The 20,234-nt window shown below is 72.8% G+C and carries 23 protein-coding genes; 14 read left to right on the top strand and 9 right to left on the bottom strand.

The genetic code is table 11. The annotated features are described in order from the left end of the window. Nucleotides 1-45 precede the first annotated feature (45 nt). The 4 genes from DB033_RS17985 to DB033_RS17970 all read right to left on the bottom strand — a co-directional run bounded on the left by DB033_RS17985 (nt 46) and on the right by DB033_RS17970 (nt 4,346). Nucleotides 46-336 (bottom strand): putative quinol monooxygenase, encoded by a 291-nt coding sequence (locus DB033_RS17985; protein ID WP_111768212.1) that lies wholly within the window; start codon nt 334-336, stop codon nt 46-48. Continuing rightward, entirely contained in the window at nt 333-1,523 is a 1,191-nt protein-coding gene (locus tag DB033_RS17980) for a CaiB/BaiF CoA transferase family protein (protein WP_111768211.1), read from the bottom strand. The genes DB033_RS17985 and DB033_RS17980 overlap by 4 nt, the downstream gene beginning before the upstream one ends. 164 nt (nt 1,524-1,687) lie before the next feature. After that, a complete protein-coding gene (locus tag DB033_RS17975) occupies nt 1,688-2,962 on the bottom strand; it encodes a GGDEF domain-containing protein (protein WP_157970781.1) in 1,275 nt (424 codons plus the stop codon). 223 nt (nt 2,963-3,185) lie between these two features. Continuing rightward, entirely contained in the window at nt 3,186-4,346 is a 1,161-nt protein-coding gene (locus DB033_RS17970) for a GGDEF domain-containing protein (protein ID WP_111768209.1), read from the bottom strand. Between the two features lie 184 nt (nt 4,347-4,530). Between DB033_RS17970 and DB033_RS17965 the strand changes: the two genes are divergently transcribed. From DB033_RS17965 to DB033_RS17950, 4 genes are all read left to right on the top strand, one after another. After that, nucleotides 4,531-5,427 carry an NADP-dependent oxidoreductase gene (locus DB033_RS17965; RefSeq protein WP_111768208.1) on the top strand — a complete coding sequence of 299 codons (897 nt, stop codon included), beginning with the start codon at nt 4,531-4,533 and terminating at the stop codon, nt 5,425-5,427. A gap of 199 nt (nt 5,428-5,626) precedes the next feature. Beyond that, nucleotides 5,627-5,830: a cold-shock protein gene (locus DB033_RS17960; protein WP_111768207.1), complete on the top strand. Its 204-nt coding sequence runs from the start codon at nt 5,627-5,629 to the stop codon at nt 5,828-5,830. A 194-nt stretch (nt 5,831-6,024) separates the two neighbouring features. After that, nucleotides 6,025-6,462 (top strand): phospholipase A2, encoded by a 438-nt coding sequence (locus tag DB033_RS17955; protein ID WP_111768206.1) that lies wholly within the window; start codon nt 6,025-6,027, stop codon nt 6,460-6,462. 14 nt (nt 6,463-6,476) lie between these two features. After that, nucleotides 6,477-6,965 carry a GNAT family N-acetyltransferase gene (locus DB033_RS17950; RefSeq protein WP_157970780.1) on the top strand — a complete coding sequence of 163 codons (489 nt, stop codon included), beginning with the start codon at nt 6,477-6,479 and terminating at the stop codon, nt 6,963-6,965. On the opposite strand, the gene DB033_RS17945 is transcribed toward DB033_RS17950, so the two are convergent. Continuing rightward, nucleotides 6,929-7,753, bottom strand: coding sequence for a hypothetical protein (locus DB033_RS17945; RefSeq protein WP_157970779.1), 825 nt, complete (start codon nt 7,751-7,753; stop codon nt 6,929-6,931). The genes DB033_RS17950 and DB033_RS17945 overlap by 37 nt on opposite strands. A 130-nt stretch (nt 7,754-7,883) precedes the next feature. Between DB033_RS17945 and DB033_RS17940 the strand changes: the two genes are divergently transcribed. Then, nucleotides 7,884-8,411: a MaoC family dehydratase gene (locus DB033_RS17940; RefSeq protein WP_111768203.1), complete on the top strand. Its 528-nt coding sequence runs from the start codon at nt 7,884-7,886 to the stop codon at nt 8,409-8,411. Nucleotides 8,412-8,416: 5 nt separating this feature from the next. On the opposite strand, the gene DB033_RS17935 is transcribed toward DB033_RS17940, so the two are convergent. Then, a complete protein-coding gene (locus DB033_RS17935) occupies nt 8,417-8,974 on the bottom strand; it encodes a DinB family protein (RefSeq protein WP_111768202.1) in 558 nt (185 codons plus the stop codon). Nucleotides 8,975-9,027: 53 nt separating this feature from the next. Here DB033_RS17935 and DB033_RS17930 point away from each other — a divergent pair, with 53 nt between their 5' ends. Then, the gene (locus DB033_RS17930) at nt 9,028-9,873 is read left to right on the top strand and encodes an HpcH/HpaI aldolase/citrate lyase family protein (RefSeq protein ID WP_111768201.1); all 846 of its coding nucleotides are present in this window, start codon (nt 9,028-9,030) and stop codon (nt 9,871-9,873) included. Here DB033_RS17930 and DB033_RS17925 read toward each other — a convergent pair. After that, the gene (locus DB033_RS17925) at nt 9,846-10,739 is read right to left on the bottom strand and encodes a carbohydrate kinase family protein (RefSeq protein WP_205843976.1); all 894 of its coding nucleotides are present in this window, start codon (nt 10,737-10,739) and stop codon (nt 9,846-9,848) included. The two genes, DB033_RS17930 and DB033_RS17925, sit on opposite strands and share 28 nt — an antisense overlap. A gap of 138 nt (nt 10,740-10,877) precedes the next feature. On the opposite strand from DB033_RS17925, the gene DB033_RS17920 reads away from it, so the two are divergent. The 4 genes from DB033_RS17920 (at nt 10,878) to DB033_RS17905 (ending at nt 13,742) form a co-directional block, all read left to right on the top strand. After that, a complete protein-coding gene (locus DB033_RS17920; RefSeq protein WP_111768432.1) occupies nt 10,878-11,408 on the top strand; it encodes a DUF1697 domain-containing protein in 531 nt (176 codons plus the stop codon). Between the two features lie 211 nt (nt 11,409-11,619). Then, nucleotides 11,620-12,072 carry a DoxX family protein gene (locus tag DB033_RS17915; RefSeq protein ID WP_111768200.1) on the top strand — a complete coding sequence of 151 codons (453 nt, stop codon included), beginning with the start codon at nt 11,620-11,622 and terminating at the stop codon, nt 12,070-12,072. A gap of 131 nt (nt 12,073-12,203) precedes the next feature. After that, nucleotides 12,204-13,064, top strand: a complete 861-nt coding sequence (locus DB033_RS17910) for an NAD-dependent protein deacetylase (RefSeq protein ID WP_111768199.1) — start codon at nt 12,204-12,206, stop codon at nt 13,062-13,064. 27 nt (nt 13,065-13,091) lie between these two features. Then, nucleotides 13,092-13,742, top strand: coding sequence for a hypothetical protein (locus tag DB033_RS17905; RefSeq protein ID WP_111768198.1), 651 nt, complete (start codon nt 13,092-13,094; stop codon nt 13,740-13,742). A gap of 31 nt (nt 13,743-13,773) precedes the next feature. Here the strand turns inward: DB033_RS17905 and DB033_RS17900 are convergent, their stop codons facing one another. Then, on the bottom strand, nt 13,774-14,169 hold the full coding sequence (locus DB033_RS17900) for a hypothetical protein (RefSeq protein ID WP_111768197.1): 396 nt from the start codon (nt 14,167-14,169) through the stop codon (nt 13,774-13,776). A gap of 584 nt (nt 14,170-14,753) precedes the next feature. Here DB033_RS17900 and DB033_RS17895 point away from each other — a divergent pair. After that, on the top strand, nt 14,754-15,521 hold the full coding sequence (locus DB033_RS17895) for a sigma-70 family RNA polymerase sigma factor (protein ID WP_157970777.1): 768 nt from the start codon (nt 14,754-14,756) through the stop codon (nt 15,519-15,521). Nucleotides 15,522-15,842: 321 nt separating this feature from the next. Here the strand turns inward: DB033_RS17895 and DB033_RS17890 are convergent, their stop codons facing one another. Beyond that, on the bottom strand, nt 15,843-16,379 hold the full coding sequence (locus DB033_RS17890; protein ID WP_240615967.1) for a Dps family protein: 537 nt from the start codon (nt 16,377-16,379) through the stop codon (nt 15,843-15,845). A 264-nt stretch (nt 16,380-16,643) separates the two neighbouring features. Here DB033_RS17890 and DB033_RS17885 point away from each other — a divergent pair, with 264 nt between their 5' ends. The 3 genes from DB033_RS17885 (at nt 16,644) to DB033_RS17875 (ending at nt 20,205) form a co-directional block, all read left to right on the top strand. Continuing rightward, complete coding sequence (locus DB033_RS17885; RefSeq protein ID WP_111768194.1) at nt 16,644-18,212, top strand: ATP-dependent DNA ligase; 1,569 nt, start codon at nt 16,644-16,646, stop codon at nt 18,210-18,212. Nucleotides 18,213-18,680: 468 nt separating this feature from the next. Beyond that, complete coding sequence (locus tag DB033_RS17880) at nt 18,681-19,793, top strand: M4 family metallopeptidase (RefSeq protein ID WP_111768193.1); 1,113 nt, start codon at nt 18,681-18,683, stop codon at nt 19,791-19,793. Between the two features lie 106 nt (nt 19,794-19,899). After that, nucleotides 19,900-20,205: a protealysin inhibitor emfourin gene (locus DB033_RS17875; protein WP_111768192.1), complete on the top strand. Its 306-nt coding sequence runs from the start codon at nt 19,900-19,902 to the stop codon at nt 20,203-20,205. The last annotated feature ends 29 nt before the right edge of the window (nt 20,206-20,234 follow it).

Genomic DNA, 20,234 nt, shown 5'->3' with positions numbered 1-20,234 from the left:
GCGGGTGTTGCGTCGGCATGACGGCCGGCCGGATCCGACGGCGGCTCAGACGCCGGTGGCGGTGAACTTCGTCAGGCCGGGAGGCCCGGCGAGGTAGTCACCGAGCGCGGTCGCGCCGGCTCCGGCGCGCCAGTCGCGGTACATCGCGTCGTGGTACATCGATTCCCACCGCTCGACGACCAGCACGTGGGCCGGGTCGTCGGTGTCGACGAGGACCTCGACGGACAGGCAGCCGGCGAACGAGCGGGTGTCGGTGAGCACGGTGTGCAGGAACGCGAGGCCCTCGTCGCGGCGGGCCGGGTCGAAACGGACGTCCAGCAGCGCGGTGACGGTCATGCCTGCACCCCCAGCCATGCCAGGACGTCGTCGGTGTGTTGCCCCAGCGTGGGCGGTGAGGCGTGCTCGCGGTGCCATTCCGCGCCGTCGGCGCCCCAGAACCGCAACGGCGGGCCGGGGAGCTCCACCGGGCCGAGCACCGGGTGGTCGACCTCGATCAGCAGGCCCTGCGAGCGGGTCTGGTCCCACTCGTACACCTGCTGCATGTTCTTCACCTGACCACTCGGCACACCGATCGCGTTCAGCTTCGCCAGCAGGTCCGCCGTCGTGTACCGGCTGAACGCGGCCTCCACGGCGGCCTTGACGGCGTCGGAGTTGCGGACCCGGTCGCCGTTCGTGGCGAACCCGGGCGCGTCCAGCGGCAGTCCGAACGCGGGCGCGAACGTCGCCCACAGGCCCTGGGAGCCCACCGCGATCTGCACGATGCCGTCGGCGGCGTGGAACAGCCCGTACGGGCAGATCGACGGGTGGTGCGGACCCTCGCCGACGGGGATCTCCCCGGCCACCGTCCACCGGGTGCCCTGGAACGCGTGTACCCCGACGATGGAGGCCAGCAGCGACGTGCCCACCAGCCCGCCGCGACCGGTGGTGGCGCGTTCGTGGAGTTTGGCCAGCACCCCGTAGGCGCCGTACATCCCGGCCAGCAGGTCACCGATCGGCACGCCCACCTTCGTCGGGGTCGCCGCGTCCGGGCCGGTCACCGACATCAGGCCGGCCTCGCCCTGGGCGATCTGGTCGTAGCCCGCGCGGCCGCCCTCCGGGCCGTCGGAGCCGAATCCGGAGATCGACAGCACCACCAGCCCCGGGTTGAGCTCGGCCAGCTGCTCGATCGAGAACCCCAACCGGGCCAGCACCCCGGGCCGGAAGTTCTCCAGCAGCACGTCGCTGCGGCGGATCAGCTCGGTCAGCGCGGCACGTCCGGAGTCGGACTTCAGGTCCAGCGCGATCGACTCCTTGTTGCGGTTGCACGACAGGAAGTACGTGGAGATGTCGTGCTCCGGACCGACGAACGGCGGCCCCCAGCCCCGGGTGTCGTCACCACTGCCCGGCGTCTCGACCTTGATCACCCGCGCCCCGAGGTCACCGAGCATCATCGCGGCGTGCGGCCCGGCCAACGCCCGCGTCAGATCGACCACGAGGATGTCGCCCAGCGGCCCGTCGGACCAGCGGTCCCCAGCATTCGTCATCGACTCTCCTCCACAGCCGCCGGCCCCGGTGCCAGCCGGACAAGCGTATTGCTGGGCGCGCGGCGGCGCCGCCCGGGTCCCTCCGCGCCCTTTGACCTGCACCGACGCCGACAGGGCCCGATCCCGGGTCGCGCTCGGCCCGCGGGACGTGACGGCGTCCGGTGTCAGGACCCCTGGTCCGGGCGCCGCTCCGCCCGGCGGTCACGTCCGCTGCGGGCCGCCATCACGCTGTCGAAGATCTCGTCCGGGCTCCTGGCCATCGTCGCCCCGCCGTCGGTCCGTTCCAGTGCCGCGGTCCGTGGCAGGTCCAGCACCACCTGATCGCCGCCGCGCTGCTTGGCCGCGTACATCGCGGTGTCGGCGCGGATGATCAGGTTGGTCAGCAACACACCCGGATCGGCGGACGGGAAGTCGTCGCCGGCCAGCCCCACCGCGCCGACCGACACCGTGACCGGCACCGGGTCGTCGGGGTGGTGCGAGACCGCACGCAGCCGCTCGGCCATCGACGCGATGCCGTCGGCGTGCACCCGGTCCAGGACGACGAACTCCTCCCCGCCGGTGCGCGCCACCAGGCCGTACTTGCGCACCGAGGCGTCCAACCGGGCGGCGAGCAGTCGGAGCACCGCGTCGCCGGCGTCGTGGCCGTGCCGGTCGTTGACCACCTTGAACCGGTCGATGTCGACCAGGAACACCGCGATCACCGCCCGCTCCGACCGCGCCTGGGCGAACACCCGCGGGGCCGCGGCCTCCAGACCACGCCGGTTGAGCAGCTGCGTCATGGGGTCGCGGTGGGCGAGTTCGGCGCTGCGGGCGCTGTCGGAGCGCAGCGCGTCGGAGAAGACCTGGCCGAACAGACGGGTCACGATCAGCGTCGCGGTCAGGCCGACCACGAGGAAGACCACGAACGGCACGTCCGCGCCCGGCTCGAGCAGCGCCCGGACGCCGTAGAAGAGCAGATTGGCCTTGACCCACACACAGTGCGCGACCAGCGCCCGACGCCCGTGCGCGAAGGTCAGGTAGTCACCGAGCAGGAAGAACCACGTCGCCGCCAGCAGGGAGACCACGGGATCGGCGCAGCAGAACAGCACGATGCCGTGGCCCACCTCGGCGGCCAGGACGAACGCCACGGAGGTCCGCTCGCGGGGCCAGCCCCGCACCCACCACAGCGCCGCGGCGACGACCGCGGCCGCCGCCACCACGCCGGTGGCGATCCGGGCGGCCGTCCCGGTCGGCCCGCCCGGGGTGTACATCAGCAGCACCGAACCGGCCGCCAGCAGCAGGCAGCTCAGAGCGACGAAGCGCCCGGTCGACCGCAGGATGCGTTTGGCCTCGGCCACCGCCAGGTTCTGCCGGTACATCGAGCGGCGGCCGCGGGAGCGTCCCACGGGACCGGGCGGCGGCGCGTCCGGGCCGGGGGCGGAGCCCGAGCCGTCAGCCATCGCCGCTCCGATCACGCACCCGGTGCCACGCCGGGTTCCGGTGGGGTTCGCGGCGGTCGCCTCGAGCCGGTGCCGTGGGACGGTGCCGCCGGGCGTGCCGCCGACGGGAACGTGGGACGGCACGTGCCGGACTCCCGGACCGGCACGGCACGGCACGTGACGGAGCGGAGGAGTCCCGCCTCGATGATGGCAGGGAGTGACCGCGCGCTCGCGGATCGCCGTCCTATTGTGACCCTGATCGCCGGTCCGCGGTGCGCGGGTCACTCACCCGGACCTGGTTCCCGCCGTCGCGCTTGGCGCCGTACATGGTGGTGTCCGACAGCCGGATCAGCTCCTGGACGTTCTGGGTGAGGCGGTCGACCGGTACGTCGCGCACCGGCACGCTGGACACCCCGACGCTGGCGGTCACCGGCACGTCGTCGTCCTGGCGGTGGACGGCCCGGAGCAGCCGGTGGGCCAGTGCGGCGGCACCGTCGGGGGCGACCGTGTCGATGACGATGAACTCCTCACCGCCGGTGCGGGCCACGATGGCGCCGCGGCGGACGCTTCCGGTGAGCCGGGCCGCGACGAGCGTGAGCACCTGGTCGCCGCGGTGGTGCCCGTACCGGTCGTTGATCGCCTTGAACCGGTCCAGGTCCAGCACCACGATCGCGAGCTGCTCGTCGGGACCACGGCCCGCGGCCAGCAGGGCCGGCAACGCGGCGTACATGCCGCGGTGGTTCAGCAGAGCGGTCAGCGCATCCCGCTCGGCCAGCGCGGCGGCGCGTCGGGAGTCGTCGCGCAGCGCGTCGGCGGCGAGCTGACGGAAGATCGGGATGGCGACGATGAGCCCGATCAGCGCCAGCCCCACGTAGACGATCAACGGCAGGCTCGCGTTGGTGCGCCGGCTGGCCTGGGTGGCGAAGAAGGCGATATTGGCCAGTGCCCACAGGGCGTGCAGGCCCACCGCCCGGCGGCTGTGCGCGATGGTGATGTGCTCGCCGATCAACGCGAACCACAGGGTGGCGATCAGCGCCAGCATCGAGCTGGTGGTGAACAGCAGGACGCCGGTGTGCGACAGCTCGCTGTAGAGCAGGAACGCCACCGACACGTGTGCCTTCGGCCAGCCACCGCGCCACCAGAGGAACCCGAGGACGACGCTGACGGCACCGATCACGCCCATGTAGGCGGCCGCTACCGTGCTCGCCGGCCCGGCCGGCGACAGCATGAGCAGCAGCACGCCCAGCCCGTAGGCCCAGCAGGACACGGCGATGCCCTTGCGCATCGGGTTCAGCAGGGACGCGGCCTCGGCGACGTGCAGGTTGCGGGTGTACTCCGGGCGCCCGGTGAGACGGGCCAGCCGCGAGGGCCGCGACGCCCCAGGTCCGTCCCGCTCTTCCACCACGCGTCCGTATCGTCCTGGCCGGTCCGGGGTGCCGCACCGGCAGCCCGTCGATCCGACGGCCGGGTCGTTGTGGAGAGTGGCCGTCACCTGTGAGTATCCCGCACCGGGAAGAATCCACCGGGCGGCTGGGGTCTCAGCCGGGGACGAGGGCGGCCGATCCGGCCGGCCCGGTGACGGAGGACAGATGCGTGCGGTCCGGTTCGATGAGTACGGCGGTCCCGAGGTGCTGGTCGTCGAGGACGTCCCCGAGCCCCATCCCGGCCCGGGCCGGATCCGGGTGGCCGTCCGCGCCGCTGGGGTGAACCGGGTGGACTCCAAGTACCGCGCCGGGATCATGACCGTGAAGTCGCTGCCCTACATCCCGGGCACCGACGTGTCCGGCGTGGTCGACGAGATCGGCGACGGCGTCACGGGGGTGACGGTGGGGGACGAGGTCTTCGGCGCGACCCCCAAGGGGGGCTACGCGGAGTTCGCAGTGCTGACCGCCTGGGCCGCCAAACCGGCGTCGATGTCGTGGGTGGAGGCGGCCGCGGTGCCGCTCGCCGCGGAGACCGCCGCCCGGGCGTTCGCCGTCGTCGACGTGCCGGACGGCGTGACCGTGGTCGTGAACGGGGCGTCCGGCGGGGTGGGCAGCGCCGCCGTCCAGCTCGGGGTCGCCCGGGGGATGACGGTCGTCGGGGTGGCCGGACCCGCCAACCACGCCTACCTGCGCGAGCTCGGGGCGTTGCCCGTCGGCTACGGCGACGGGCTGGTCGGACGGGTGCGCGAGCTGGTGCCGGCCGGCGTGGCCGCCGCCCTGGACATCGCGGGCTCCGGTGTGCTCCCGGAGTTGATCGCGTTGACGGGGGATCCGGCCACCGTGGTCAGCGTCGCGGACTTCAGCGCCCCCGAACACGGTGCGAAGGCGACCGGGGGAGCGGAGGGCCGGCGATGGGACGTGCTGCCGGTGGTCGCCGACCTGCACCGGCGGGGCCGTTTCCGGGTGTCCGTCCAGCAGGTTTTTCCGCTGGCGGAAGCCGCTGCGGCGCAGGCGATCTCGGAGCTGGGGCACGTCCGCGGCAAGCTCGTCCTGGAGATCTGAGTCACCCCGCGTTTGTCGAACCGTCCCCGGCGTGCTTGACTTGACCCTGGTCACCAGATCTTGTTTTTCGCATAACCATTCGACGGCTCCGGCCGGAGGATCCTCTCGATCGTCGTATCCAGAGATGTCGGATTTCCAGACAGACCCGGTCACCCGCACCCGCGGGCGACCGACGGATATGCCTCCAGAGGAGAAAATCATGGCTACCGGAACTGTGAAGTGGTTCAACGCGGAAAAGGGCTTCGGCTTCATCACCCCCGAGGATTCGGGTGCTGACGTCTTCGTGCACTACTCCGAGATCAACTCGGGCGGCTACCGCAGCCTCGACGAGAACCAGCGCGTGAGCTACACCGTCACCCAGGGCCCCAAGGGCCCGCAGGCGACCGGCGTCACCGTCGTCTGAGACTCGTTCTCACGCACCACCAGCACTGTCCACATGGGCGGTCACCCTCAAGGGTGGCCGCCCATGTGGCGTTTCCGCACAGAACCGGGCCCGGAAGAGGACGCCCGGGTGCTGCGCGTGCCGCTGTCGGTGGCCGGGGCTAGCCTCGGATCGAAGATCCGGCACCGGGGCCGGGCGTCGAGTCGGGAGTTCCCATGGTCGCGATCACCCCATCGGCCGCGCGCCGGCGCCTGCAGTCGGCGCTGTCGATCGTGCTGTTCCTGATCGTCGGTTCCCTCTTCGCCGGTGCCGGTTCCGCCGCTGCGCAGACCGCGGCCGCCCCGCCCAGCCCGGAGTTCCCGTATCCGCACGACGGCTGCACCTTGGTGCCCGAGGCTCCGTCCGGCGTCAGTTTCACCACCGCGTGCAACCACCACGACGGCTGCTACGGTGCCCGTGAGCTGAGCCGCGCCACCTGCGACGGCATCTTCTACCGGGAGATGGTCGCCGCCTGCGTCGCCGATCGCGGTACGCACTACTACACCTGCCGCAGCTTCGCCTCGATCTACTACCTCGGCGTCCGGGCGTTCGGCAAGCCGTTCTACGACAGTGCCGACCCGGCGACCCGCATCCGCACGCCCATGGACGCCTGACCGAGGTGGCCGTCGTGCTGCGTCCGTTCACCGCCGCCGACGCCGGGCTGCTGGCCGGGATGGCGTCCGACCCGCGGATCACCCGCTTCGTCGGCGACGGGCTGCCGTGGGACCGTGACCGTATCGAGCAGCGCGTCACCGAGGCGGTGACCGGTGCGGCCCTCGAGGTCGTGGGCGGGGTCCGCTGGTCCGTCGCGGAGGAGAACGGCCGACCGTGTGCGCTCGGCGTGGTCAGCCATCGGGAGTCGGGACTCGAGATCGGCTACTGGGTGGCGGTCACCCACTGGGGCCGGGGCATCGGACGGGCCACCGCCCGGTTGCTGATCGCCGGGCTCGCGGGTGCCACGGCCACCGTGTTCGCCCGGGTCCACCCCGACAACGCCGCGTCGATCGCGGTGCTGACGGGCCTGGGCATGCGGCGCACGGGGACGGCGGACGGCGTCGACCGTTACGAGCTGCCCGGCTTTCAACGCCACGGCAACTCGCCCGTGCCCAGCCCGTAGACCGACCCCGTCAGATCGCGATCGCCCGTCACCGCCACCGCGCACACGCCGAAGACCAGCGACGACGGCGGGTCGAGGTTGGTCCGTGGATCGGCCGCCACCGTCCGGAACTCCACCGACAGCCGGCCGCCCATCGTCGGGTCGCCGGTGTCCAGCAGCGCGGCCGCGAGCTCGGTGCAGCCGGTCCGCCAGCGTCGGGCCTCCCGCTCGTTGATCAGCGAGCGCGCGAACCCGACGGCGTCACTGAGGTACTCGACCCGGTGCGGCCGGTCGCAGGCCACCGTGATGCCGTCGGCGGTGACGCACACCCCGAACGCCGCCGGCCGGGTCAGCGGCGCCCGACCCTGGGCGTGCACCGAGCCGACGGAGGCCGCCGCCCGTGACGGTCCGACGACACACACCGACCAGCCGCGGGACCCGACCCGCTGCGTCGCCGGCGCGTGCACCACCCAGCTGCTCGCGCCGAACGCCGGCCGCCAGACCTGCGCACTCCCGATGAGGCCGAGGGCGACGTACTCGAACGTGGCCGCCCGGCATCGCGAGTCGCCGTCGTCGACCGGCCGGCCGGGCGCGTCGGCCGCCCAGCGGGCGGTGACCTCGCCGGCGTGCACCTCGCCGCAGGGGACGACCGAGGCGTCCAGACGGAGACAGGCCCCCACAGGCGGCGGGGCCGGCAGCGCCACCGGGGACGGCTGCGCCACCAGGGCCGGGGAGAGCAGCCGGGGCACCGACACCGCGACGGTCAGCGCCACCAGCAGCAGCACCATCCCGACGAGTCGGCGCTCCACCCGGTCAGGATAGGACGGCGCCCGCGCCCTGCCCAGAGGTCCGGCTCGCCCGCCCGGCGCGCGGCCGCCTAGGGTGCGACGCTGGACGCGTGCCCACCCACCGGGGCCACGAGGGACGAGGAGGGATCCTGTGACCACCGATCCGGTACCGCCGACCACCCGCGACGTCCCGGGGTGGTCGGGTCGGCTGTTCGAGGACTTCGCCGTCGGCGACGTCCACCACCACCCCTTCGGCCGGACCGTCACCGAGACCGACAACCAGTGGTTCACCCTGCTCACGCAGAACGTCGCGAGGATCCATCTGGACAAGGAGTTCGCCGCCGGCACCGCCTACGGCCGGACGCTGGTGAACTCGGCACTCACGTTGGCGCTGGTCACCGGTCAGTCCACCATCGACTTGTCGATGAACGTGTTCGCCAACCTCGGCTGGGACGAGGTGCGGATGCCGGCCCCGGTCTTCGAGGGCGACACGCTCCATTCGCGCTCGACGGTCCTGGAGCTGCGTCCGTCGGCGTCGCGGCCCGCGGTCGGCGTCGTCACCGTCCGCAGCGAGGGGGTCAACCAGCACGGCGTGGTGGTCATCGTGTTCCGCCGGACCTTCCTGGTGTACCGGCGCGGACACCTGCCGCCGGCCGCGGGCCCGTGGCGGGCGTCGTGAACCGCTCACTGACCGGTGCGGCCGTCGATGCACTCCCGCAGCAGATCGGCGTGGCCGCAGTGCCGGGCGTACTCCTCGATGAGGTGCACGACGATGTCGCGTACCTCCAGGGGCTCACCGTGGTGCTCCACGACCGTGTCCAGCGGCGTCCCGGTGTACACCTCACGCGCGTGCGCGACCTCGCGCCGCCACGTCGCCCACGCGTCCGCGACGACGGCCGCATCGGGCACGGCGCCGTCGAAGTCCAGGTCCTGCCGCTCCGGCGTCCAGTACGGGCGCGCCGCGTCGGGCCGCCCCTGCACGACCCGCACCGCCCAGGTGTGCTCGACCTTCGCGAGGTGCCGCAGCAGGCCCAGCAGCGACAGGGTGGACGGCGGTACCGCTCGCCGGGCCAGCTGGTCCGGTGTCAGTCCCTCGCACTTGAGCTCCAACGTCAGTCGGTACCGCGTCAGGTAGGAGTCCAGGACCGCCGCCTCCCCGGAGACCGGCCCGGCGCCCGCCTCGCGTGGGTCGTCCTCGGGGTCCAGCCACATGTCGGGAAAGCGGCGCGTCGGATCGGTCATGCGTGTCAGCCTGCGCGGCGCCTCCGTCGCGGCACAAGGACGCAGGCCCGCCGGTGACGGTCGCGGGCGCCGTCACGGTGCTGTTCGTCCCCGGGGACCGGCCCGACCGGTTCGACAAGGCGCTGGGCGCCGGTGCGGACCTGGTGGTCGTCGACCTGGAGGACGCGGTCGCGCCGGCAGCCAAGGCCGCGGCCCGCGGACACGTGGCGGCGGCGCTGCGCCCCGGTGACCGGCGGTTCGCGGTCCGGCTCAACCCTCTGGACGGCCCCGAGCGCGAGGCCGACCATCGGCTGCTCGACGAGCTGACGGGCCACCCCGACAGCGCACTGCAGGCGGTGATGGTGCCCAAGGCGGACGATCCGGCCGCGCTGGCGGCGATCGCGGACCGGCTCGCGCGGGCGTTCGACGGGCCGGTCCCGCTCATCGCGCTGGTGGAGAGCGCCCGCGGTGTCCTCGCCGCCCCGGCGCTGGCCGCGGTCGGCGGCGTCACCCGGCTGGCCTTCGGCGCGCTGGACCTGGCCGCCGACGTCGGCGCGTCGAGCGACCCCGGCCCACTCCTGGGGTACGCCCGCGCCCAGGTGGTGCTGGCGTCCCGGGCCGCACGCATCGCCGGGCCGCTGGACTCGCCCCCGACCGAGATCGCCGACCTGGCGGCGGTCACCGCGGCGGCCCGTTCGGCGCGGGGGATGGGCTTCACCGGCAGCCTGTGCATCCATCCCGCGCAGCTGCCCGCCGTGCGGGACGCGTTCGCACCCACGGCGGCGGAGCTCGCGTGGGCGCGCCGGGTCGTCGCCGCGGGCGACTCCGCGGTGCAGGTCGACGGTCGGATGGTCGACCGCCCGGTCACCGAGCGGGCCCGGCGGCTGCTCGGCTACGCGCCGCCGGACAGCGGCCGCTGAGGCGGCGCGAGCTCGTCGGAGCGGACACACCGGGCCGCGTGGGCGGCGGCCGCCCGCAACGCCGTCGCCGCGTCGGCCCCGTCGAGCAGGGCGAGCAGCGCGGCGGCGGTGAAGGCGTCGCCGGCGCCGTTGCTGTCCACGATCTCGGGGACCGGTACGGCGGGAACGTCGTGCCACCGGCCGTGGGCGTCCAGGGCCAGCGCACCGTCGGCGCCCCGGGTGCAGACGACGAGCCGGGCGCCGGCGTCGATCCGCGCCCGCATGTACCCGGCTGGCTCCGGGAACCGTTCGCCGGAGAACACGAGGTGGGTGGCGACGGCGGCGAAGTCGTCCCGGGACCGGTCGCGGCCGTCGTGGCTGTGCAGGTCGACCCAGACGGGGACGTCGCGGCCGGTCAGTTGTGCGATGAACGGTCGTGAGCTGTCCGCCGGATCGAGGACGACGGCGTCCGCGGCGGCGAAGGCGGCCGCGGTCTGGCCGCTGTGCAGGGTCTCGACCAGCTCCGGCCGGGTCAGGTGCACCGACACCCGCTCGCCGTCGTCGCTCATCAGGTTGACGTGCTGCTCGGTGCGTCCGGCCGGATCGATCTCGGCGATCACGGTCGCACCGGCCGCCCGCAGCGGAGCCAGTGCCCACTGGGCCTCGGGATCGTCACCGACGACCGTCCGCAGCGTGACGGCGGCGCCCAGCCGGGCCAGGTTGAGGGTCTTTCCCGCCGACGTGCCACCGAGGGTGTGCCGGTACGAGCGCGCGGTGACCGCGTGCGGTCGGGCGGGTGGCAGCTCCGGCACCCGGATCAGCAGATTCCAGGCGACCGGACCGGCGACGAAGACCTGCGGTCGCGACGGACCGCCCAGCGGGGACACCGCTGCACTGTAGAACGCCCGCCCGGCCGTCGGCGCGGGCCGGTGCGGCCGTCCCCCGGCGCCCAGCGCGACGACCTGCTCCGGCGGGTCCGTCAGGCCCGCGGGCGGGCCGGCGGCGGGACGGGGAGAATCCCCCGGATGACGGCGTGGGCGGCGATGGTGCGTGCGGTGAACGTGGGCGGTGCCCGGCTGGCGATGGCGGATCTGCGCGCCATCGGCACCGCGGCCGGTTTCGAGGCGGTCCGCACCCATCTCAACAGCGGCAACCTGCTCTTCGAGGCGTCGTCGGGCACTCCGCGGCAGTACGCGGCCACGGTGTCCGCAGAACTCGAACGGCTGGTGGGCCGCCCCGTTCCGGTGATCGTGCGGACCGGGGAGCAGTTGCGCCGGGCGGCGGACCGTGCGCGACGGCTGTTCCCGGACGCCCCGGAGAAGACCGTCGCGATCGCGTTCCTGGACCGGCCGGTGCTCGACGTCGCCCCGGACCGGCTGGGCACCTTCGACACCGAGCGGTACGTCATCGACGGCGACGCGGTCCACCTGCTGTACCCCGCCGGTCAGGCCGACAGCAAGCTCACCCTGCCGATGATCGAGAAGCGGCTCGGGGTCGTCGCCACGGCGCGTGGGGTGCGCAGCGTCGAGGGGATGGCGACGCTCCTCGGTGCGTAGTCGCACTGGGCGACAACGGTTCTCGCGACCCGCCGGCGGGCGTCGCGGATGTGGGATGGTTCACGACCGGTCCCCGCGACGTTGACCGTGGGGTGGTCGTTGGCTACCGTCGGCAGTAAATGAGCGTTCATGTATCGAGCGCACCAGCCGGCGGACATCCGTCCCACTCCTGCACCCGGCCCGCTCCGGCGGCATCACGACAAGGACTCCCATGACCATCGCACTGTCCCCGGCCACCTCGGTGACCGGCTCCACGGTCCGCCGTGACCTCGCGCTGCTGATCGGCCGTCTCGGCTTCGGCGTCGTCTTCGTGGCGCACGGTTGGCAGAAGCTGTTCACGAACGGCATCGACGGCGTCACCGCCGGCTTCACCCAGATGGGCATCCCGGCCCCCGGGGTCAGCGCCTGGTTCTCCGCGCTCGTGGAGCTGGTCGGTGGTGGGGCCCTCATCCTCGGCGCCGCGGTGCCGCTCGTCGGCCTGCTCCTCACGATCAACATGCTGGGTGCGCTGTTCTACGTCCACCTCGACGCCGGGATCTTCGCCACCGACGGCGGCTACGAGCTCGTGCTGGCGCTCGCCGTCGGCGCTGCGGTGCTCGGCCTGCTCGGCTCCGGGCGTTTCGGGTTGGATGCGCTGCTCGTCGGCCGGCGTCGCCGCGGCTGACGTCCCACGGTGCCCGTCGGGCGGCGGTGTTCCCCGGGAGCTCCGCCGCCCCGCGACGTTCCGGGCTGTCCGGTGCCGGACACCGGCGTCCGACACCGGGGACGCGCTCCGGCGGTGGGTACCGTTGTCTCGTGCAGACCGCGACGAGTGCGACGCCCGAGGCGCTGCTCTGCGCTGTCGCCGAGGTGCTGGCGGGCGGCGGTGTCGCGGTGTTGACCGGCGCCGGGCTGAGCACCGACAGCGGCATCCCCGACTACCGCGGGCCCGGTTCGCCGCCACGCGCACCGATGACCTTCCAGGAGTTCATCACCCCACGGGGCCGGCAGCGGTACTGGGCGCGCAGCTTCGTCGGGTTCGAGCGGATGGCGGGTGCGGCACCCAACCCCGGCCACCGGGCGCTCGCCGCGATCGAGAAGGCCGGCCTGTCCGACGGCCTCATCACCCAGAACGTGGACGGGCTGCACCAGGCCGCCGGCTCCCGCGCCGTCATCGACCTGCACGGACGCATCGACCGGGTGGTGTGCCTGGCGTGCTCGCGCCGTAGCTCGCGCCAGGACTACCAGCAGCTGCTCGCCGCGCTCAATCCCGACGCCACCCGCGCCGGCGAGATCGACCTGGCGCCGGACGGCGACGCCCACGTCGAGGACACCGACCACTTCGTGGTCGCCGACTGTGAACACTGCGGCGGCGTCCTGAAGCCCGATGTGGTGTTCTTCGGGGAGTCGGTGCCACCACCGGTCGTCGCCGAGGCCACCGCCCTGGTCGCCGGTGCACGGTCGTTGCTGGTGCTCGGTTCGTCACTGACCGTCTACTCGGGCCGGCGGTTCGTCCGGCAGGCCTCGTTGCGCGGCATCCCCATCGTGGCGGTCAACCGTGGACCGACCCGCGCCGACGAGTACGCCACCGTGCGGGTCGACGCCGGCACCTCGGAGGTGTTGCCGGCGGTGGTCGACCTGCTCGCCCCCGACGGGTCGGCCGTCGCCGTCGGATGACCCCGGGGGGCACGTAGGGTCGCGGACGTGACCGCCCGACCTGCAGAGCTCGCCGTGTTCGACGGCTTCATCACCGGTCTCGGGACCACGTCCGGGGTGCGGGTGGTGATCGGCATCTGGCCGCGTTCACCGCTGGGCACCTTCGCCGATGTCATGGTCGAGACCGCGGCCGGCCACCGCGTGCTGCTGGCTCCCCGGCCGGACGTCGCCGAGTACGTGGCCGCGACCTACCACTTCGACGAGATCCGCCTGGAACAGATCGAGGTGCGGCGCGACGGTCCGGACCTGCGTGTGGCGTCGACCAGCCTCGACCTGCGGGTGCGCATCGGCCGGCGACCACCGCTCGGTGTGCTGCTCAGCCTGGTACCGGTGCGCCTGGCCCGGGCGCGGTGGTGGACCTCGGCCCTGGATCCGGTCGCCCGGACGGTGCTGCCCGGCGTCCGCACCCGGGGCTCCGCCGGCAACGGTAGGCGGGAGTGGTACTCCGCGCTGGACCTGCACCGGCTGGCTGCGGCCGGCGGCACCTTCGACGGACTCGACATGGGCTCCCTGGCAGCGGTCAGGCCGCCGGTGCGCTTCGGGTTCGGGTCGGTGCCCGAGCGACCGTCCATCGTGCGGGTGGCCACCACGGTGGGACAGGACCGGCCATCCGCGGCCTGCCCGGTCCCGCCTGCGTGACGGGGACCGGGCAGCCGGGCCGGAGCACGGACTACGCCGTCCGGCTCCGACGTTCCTGGGTGTCGCGGCGCGCACCGCGCAGCATCGACAGTGCCGCGTCGGTGTCCATCCGCATCGCTCCCGCGAGCAACCGCTCCGTGTCGGACGCTCCCGGCTGTTCGGGCGACGTCGCCAGCCGGACGGCCGAGCTCGCGAAGTAGTCGGTAGAGGCGGTGACCCATTCGCAGAAGTTCGACCAGGCGCCGGCGGCGTACTCGCGCACCACCTGATGACCGTCGACGACCCGGAGCACCCCGGCCGTCCGGTCCGCGACGCAGTCGGTGCCCCGGATGTACTCGGAGCGGGGTCGGCCGTCGTCACCCGGACACAGCACGACCCAGGTCGACCGGCCGTCCGCGGACGTCACCGCGGCTGTCGGGTCGCTCATCGTCGGGCACCTCTCGTCTGCTGATCCGCCCCGCCCGGCCCGCACCCGCTGCGGTCGCCGCTGCTCCGTCGGTGGTGGGTGACCCTCCGGTGGGGCTGTCGTCGTCGCCACCCGTAGTCCCGAATGGCTGTGACGGCGCTCACGTGCCCCACGATAGTAGGACTTCCGACCGACCTTCGTCCACCGACGCAGGCGACAGCCCCGGCCGGTCGGCGCGGGGGCCACGGTCGAGGTGGCGCGACGACGCGGGGAACCCGGCCTGCGCCGCCGACGTCGGGTGGGGCGGACGGGGCGGGGTGCGGCGGTCGCCGCCCCGGGAGTTCACCCGTCGTACGGCCACCGTTGCGCCCGCGGCGCTTGGTTAGCCTTGCTAGATGTCATCGATCGTGGTTGTATGAAGTTCTTGGTCCAGCAGCGGCGCCAAGAATCCGAGTGTTTCCACCACGGAGGCTCAAATGCCGCTCTCCCTAGACGACCGCACGCCCACAACGACTCCGGCTGAAGAGCCGAAGACTGTCACCGTTCTGGCCGATCGTGCCGCGCGTCGTGCTTCATCCCATTCGGACCGTAATCGCGAAGAGACGTTGAACATCCTGCGTCAGGCCCGCGAGACCACGGACGAGAAACTGCGTCACCGACTGCTGGACCAGGTCGTCACCGAGCACATGCGGTACGCGCACTCGATGGCCTCCCGGTTCCGCGGTCGCGGCGTCGACTACGACGACCTGGTCCAGGTCGCCTACCTCGGACTCGTCAAGGCCGCTCAGGGCTGCGACCCCGAGCGTTGCGCCGACTTCATGCAGTACGCCACCCCGACCATCATGGGTGAGCTCAAGCGTCACTTCCGCGACCACGCCTGGAGCGTCCGGCCGCCGCGCCGGCTGCAGGAGATCCAGCCGTTGCTCACCTCGACCCGCAACGGGCTGACCCAGAAGCTGGGTCGCCAGCCCACCAGCCGCGAAGTGGCCGAGGAGATGGGCGTCCCGGCCGAGCAGGTCACCGAGGCGGTCGTCGCAGGTCAGGGCTTCAGCACCGCATCATTGGACCCGTTCTCCGACGGCTTCATCAACTCCGGGTCCGACGATCCGAAGTTGGCCAGCGTGGAGAACATGGACCTGCTGTCGACGCTGTTCGTCAACCTGACCGACCGCGAGCGCAAGGTGTTGCTGCTCCGCTACTACCTCGGCTGGACCCAGTCCGAGATCGGTGCGGACCTCGGCTTCAGCCAGATGCAGATCTCGCGGACGCTGCGGTCGGCCATGAACAAGCTGGCTCTGTCGCACGCCGGTCAGGAGGGTCAGACCACTGCGCCCGCCACCGGTGGCGAGGTTCACGAGGACCGCATCGCCTGACGGTTCCGTACGACGTTCCACCACAACTTCACTCCTGCGGTCCGAACGATCGGTCAATCCGGTCGTTCGGATTGCCATGTCCGCATTTCCTCGCGCAGTCCGCATCGCTGTTCGCGCTCGGTATTCGGACGGCCGGGATTGTGATGAGTGCGAATGCATGACGGACGGAGTTCCCGATACACGGGTCGTTTCGCACACGGAAAAAGGTCCGGATCACCGAGTGGCGATCCGGACCTTTTCCGTGGAATCATGGGAATCGTGTGGGTGGAACACCCGGGGAGGTGGGCGGCCGGAGCCGACCCGTCCTCCCACGACCCAAGGTCAGCGCTCGTCCATGCTGGCGTCCTGCGCCTGGGCGGCGGCGGTCTTCTCGGTGTCGGCGTCCTCGTTGCTGAGTACGCCACCCGAGGACTCCAGGTGCGCCCGGACGAACCAGTGGAACTGCTCGATCTGATGAAGGTGACCGATGAGCAGATCGTTGGTGACGGGGTCGAGCTTCTCGGTCTCGTCGGCAGCCTTGCGGTAGTCCTCGATCACTCCGACGTAGACCAGATCCAGTGCACCCAGGTGGGCGATGGAGTCGGCGCGGCCGATGGAGTAGTCGTCCCAGCTGCGGGCCTCGACGAGCTTGCCCGGGGTGCCGACGGGGCTGCCGCCCAGGGTGGCGATGCGCTCGGCGACCTCGTCGGCGTAACCGCGGACCGCCTCGACCTGCGGGTCGATCATCTCGTGGACCCCGATGAAGTGCGGTCCGACGACGTTCCAGTGGATGTGCTTGAGGGTCAGGTGCAGGTCGTTGAGCGCGTGCAGGCGGTCCTGCAGGATCTCGGCGACCTGGGCGCCGGCCTCGAGGGACATGGACGGAACGGTGAAGCTCGGCGTGTACGCCATCTCGTGCTGCCTTTCTGGGTCGCTGTCGGCGGGGCCGACAGGTGACGTGGCGGTGGGTCGTTCGGCCGGTCGGTGGACCGGTGGCCACGACCCCGGGAGGATCCGGTGGGCGGCATGCGGCCGCGCACCCCCTTTCAGGCGGGTACCCGGGGGTCCGACCTGCCAAACCGGTCGTCAGCGTGCCGCAGCGGTCGTCGGAGGACTGTCGGTGGGACGCGACAGAATGGCCCGATGCTCTTCGATGCGCTGGTCACGACGTCGGCGGCCGTGGCCGGAACCCGGTCCCGGCTGGCCAAGCGCGACGCCCTGGCGGCTCTGCTCGCCGCGGCCGGACCGGAGGACGTCGACATCATCGTCTCCTACCTCGGGGGGGAGCTCCGCCAGCGTCGGACCGGCATCGGCCACGCCACCCTCCGGACCCTGCCGCCACCGGCCGCCGAGCCCTCGTTGACGGTCGCCGCGGTCGACGCGGCGCTGGAGCACGTCGCCGGGCTGGCCGGCCCGGGGTCCGCCGCAGCGCGGACCGCCGCGGTCGGTGACCTCTTCGCCCGGGCGACCGCGGACGAGCAGGACTTCCTGCGCCGACTCGTCGCCGGGGAGATCCGGCAGGGGGCGCTGGACTCGACGGTGCTGGACGCGGTCGCGCTGGCCAGTGGCATCCCGCTCGCGTCGATCAGGCGGGCGGTCATGATGGCGGGCGCCACCGGGCCGGTCGCAGTGGCCGCGTTGACCGGCGGTGAACCCGCCGTCGCCGCCTTCACCCTCCGCGTGGGGGTGCCGCTGCGACCGATGCTCGCGTCCAGCGCGCCGGACGTCCGCGCCGCCATGACCAAGCTGGGCGACGGCCTCGAGGTCTGCCTGGACACCAAGCTCGACGGGATCCGCATCCAGGCGCACCGCGACGGCGACCGCGTCCGGCTGTTCACACGGAGTCTGGACGACATCACGAACCGCCTGCCGGAGGTGGCGGCGATCGTCGCGTCGCTGCCCACCGACCGCGTCGTGCTCGACGGCGAGGTCATCGCGCTGGACGCGAACGGCCGGCCACGCCCCTTCCAGGAGACGGCCTCGCGCACCGCCACCCAGGGCGACGGCGGGACGGTCGCGCTGTCGGTGTTCTTCTTCGACTGCCTCGTGTGGGACGGGCGCGAGCTGATCGACCGGCCGCTGTCCGAGCGCCTCGAGGTGCTGGGGGCGGCGGTCCCGGCGGCGCACCTCATCGACCGTCTGGTGACCGCCGACCCGGCCGCGGCCGACGCCTTCTTCGCCGGGGCCCTGGCCGCCGGGCAGGAGGGCGTCGTGGTGAAGGATCTCGCCGCGCCGTACGAGGCCGGCCGGCGGGGCTCGGGCTGGATCAAGGTCAAACCGCGGCACACGCTGGATCTGGTCGTGCTCGCGGTCGAGCGTGGCAGCGGGCGCCGGCAGGGACTGCTGTCCAACATCCACCTGGGGGCGCGCGACCCCGACCGGCCCGGTGAGTTCGTGATGCTCGGCAAGACGTTCAAGGGGATGACCGACGCCATGCTCGCGTGGCAGACGGAGCGCTTCACCGAACTCGCTGTCGAACGGTCGGACTGGGTGGTGCGGCTGCGTCCGGAACAGGTCGTCGAGATCGCCTTCGACGGCGTCCAGCGGTCCAGCCGCTATCCCGGAGGCTTCGCGCTGCGCTTCGCCCGGGTGCTGCGCTACCGCGACGACAAGACGGCCGACGAGGCCGACACCGTCGACGCGGTGCGGGCCCTGGCGAGCTGGTTCGAGGCCCGGGGTGCAGGCGGGGCGGACGAGGACGCCGGGGACTGAACGGAACCGGCGTCCCGTTGTGCCGGACCCGGACCCGGACCCGGACCCGGACCCCGGGGCCGGGCCGGCGATGGCGTCGGTGGCGGCCGCGCCGGTGGGCGGTGTCGGCGCAGGCGGCCGCGCCGGTCGGCGTCGTCACGAACGGCGGTGGGCGGGCGTCGTCACGAAAACGGCGCCGGGCCGGTGTCGTCGCGTGCTGCGGTGGGCGGGCGTCGTCAGGTACGGCGGTGGGCGTGGCGTCGTCGGGAGTGTCGGTGGGTGTCGTCGCCGACGGCGGTGGCGTCGCGTCGTCAGGAGTGTCGGCGGGTCGGTGTCGTCGCCGACGGCGGTGGCGCGGGGTCGTCCGCGCTGACGGCCCGCCCGGCCGCGGTGGAGCCGTCCGCCCGGCCGGGTACCGGGAGCTGCCGCGGGAAGCCGGAACGTCGAGCAGGACGCGTCGTTGTCGGTGGCCCGTGCCACTATCGGGGCATGCGACACGGAATCGTCCCGCCCTACCTGCTCGCCCAGCTCTCCGCCCTGCAGGCCGAGCGGATGACGGTGGCGCGCAGCGCGGCGGCCGCCACCCTCGCCCACGACGCGGAGATCCGCAGTGCCCGGTCGGCTCGTGCGGGGGAGCCCGCGCCCCCCACCGCACCCGGCACACGGGCCGGAACGGCAGGTGCGCGCGCCGACGCCGACACCGCGCCCGCCGGCCCGCAGCGCACCATCGGGGACGCGGGCGGTACCGAGCAGACGCCCGGCACCGTCGTCCGGCGCGAGGGCGAGGACCCCACCTCCGATGTCGCGGTCGACGAGGCCTACGAGGGGCTCGGCGCGATCTACGCCCTCTACGCCGAGGTCTACGGCCGCGACTCCATCGACGGGGCGGGTCTTGCGCTCAACGCGACCGTGCACTACGGGAAGAAGTACGACAACGCCTTCTGGGACGGCAGTCAGATGGTGTTCGGCGACGGCGACGGTGAGGTCTTCAACCGTTTCACCGCGTCGCTGTCGGTCATCGGCCACGAGCTGGCCCACGGCATCACCCAGTACACCGCCGGACTCGTCTACCAGGGCCAGTCCGGTGCCCTCAACGAGTCGGTGAGCGACGTCTTCGGTGCGCTGGTCGAGCAGTACAAGGAGGGGCAGACCGCCGACCGGGCCACCTGGCTCATCGGTGCCGGCCTCTTCACCGACGAGGTGCAGGGCGCGGCGCTGCGCTCGATGATCGCCCCCGGTACCGCCTACGACGACGACGTGCTGGGCAAGGACCCGCAGCCCGACCACATGGACTCCTACATCAAGACCAGTAGCGACAACGGTGGTGTGCACCTGAACTCCGGAATCCCCAACCGCGCGTTCGCCGTCGCCGCCCGCGAGCTGGGCGGCAACGCCTGGGAGACCGTCGGCCGGGTCTGGTACGACACCCTCACCAACGGGTCGCTGACGCCCACGGTGCGGTTCGCGGGCTTCGCCACCGCCACCACCAAGGCCGCGCGGGCCCGGTTCGGTGTCCGGTCACCCGAGGAGCTCGCCGTCCGCAAGGGCTGGGACACCGTCGGGCTCGCCGTGAAGGGGCTGCCGCTCACCCGCCGACGCTGACGCCCGCACCCGACATCATCGACGCTGCGTCACCGGACGGGCGAGGTGGGTTGATGGTGGCCGCGATCGCTGTCCCGACTGCGGCCGGTGGCGTACAAACGGAAGCATGAAGGTCAACGTGCTCCGTTCCGGCGGCTTCGCCGGTATGACGACGGGCTGGGAGATCCGGGTCGACGAACAACCCGACCCCGCGCGCTGGCAGTCCCTGGTGGAGGCCTGCCCCTGGGACGGCCCCGCTCCGCAGGCCGCCGGCCGTGCGGGCAACGACCGCTTCGTGTACGAGTTCCAGGCGGGACGTCGGCGCACCACGCTCGGGGAGTCCTCCGTGCAGGGTCCGTGGCGCGAGCTGGCCGACAGCGTCCGCGAGAACGGCCGCCGGATCCCGGCCACGGAGTTGAGCCCGGGGCGTTGAACCCGGAGGCGGTCGACCGCCGACCTCGA

The sequence above is a fragment of the Nakamurella deserti genome (assembly GCF_003260015.1).
GTDB lineage: Bacteria > Actinomycetota > Actinomycetes > Mycobacteriales > Nakamurellaceae > Nakamurella > Nakamurella deserti.
Note: the sequence above shows the minus strand (reverse complement) of the source record. Positions and strands in the feature narration are given on the sequence as shown.

Bases quoted from the DNA above. Each gene is read 5' to 3' on its own strand.
- DB033_RS17920 (WP_111768432.1), top strand. From the start codon at position 10,878: ATGACGGCGTGGGCGGCGATGGTGCGTGCGGTGAACGTGGGCGGTGCC.
- DB033_RS17985 (WP_111768212.1), bottom strand. From the start codon at position 336: ATGACCGTCACCGCGCTGCTGGACGTCCGTTTCGACCCGGCCCGCCGC.
- DB033_RS17915 (WP_111768200.1), top strand. From the start codon at position 11,620: ATGACCATCGCACTGTCCCCGGCCACCTCGGTGACCGGCTCCACGGTC.
- DB033_RS17880 (WP_111768193.1), top strand. From the start codon at position 18,681: ATGCGACACGGAATCGTCCCGCCCTACCTGCTCGCCCAGCTCTCCGCC.
- DB033_RS17965 (WP_111768208.1), top strand. From the start codon at position 4,531: ATGCGTGCGGTCCGGTTCGATGAGTACGGCGGTCCCGAGGTGCTGGTC.
- DB033_RS17875 (WP_111768192.1), top strand. From the start codon at position 19,900: ATGAAGGTCAACGTGCTCCGTTCCGGCGGCTTCGCCGGTATGACGACG.
- DB033_RS17935 (WP_111768202.1), bottom strand. From the start codon at position 8,974: ATGACCGATCCGACGCGCCGCTTTCCCGACATGTGGCTGGACCCCGAG.
- DB033_RS17980 (WP_111768211.1), bottom strand. From the start codon at position 1,523: ATGACGAATGCTGGGGACCGCTGGTCCGACGGGCCGCTGGGCGACATC.
- DB033_RS17900 (WP_111768197.1), bottom strand. From the start codon at position 14,169: ATGAGCGACCCGACAGCCGCGGTGACGTCCGCGGACGGCCGGTCGACC.
- DB033_RS17975 (WP_157970781.1), bottom strand. From the start codon at position 2,962: ATGGCTGACGGCTCGGGCTCCGCCCCCGGCCCGGACGCGCCGCCGCCC.
- DB033_RS17885 (WP_111768194.1), top strand. From the start codon at position 16,644: ATGCTCTTCGATGCGCTGGTCACGACGTCGGCGGCCGTGGCCGGAACC.
- DB033_RS17960 (WP_111768207.1), top strand. From the start codon at position 5,627: ATGGCTACCGGAACTGTGAAGTGGTTCAACGCGGAAAAGGGCTTCGGC.
- DB033_RS17955 (WP_111768206.1), top strand. From the start codon at position 6,025: ATGGTCGCGATCACCCCATCGGCCGCGCGCCGGCGCCTGCAGTCGGCG.
- DB033_RS17890 (WP_240615967.1), bottom strand. From the start codon at position 16,379: ATGTCCCTCGAGGCCGGCGCCCAGGTCGCCGAGATCCTGCAGGACCGC.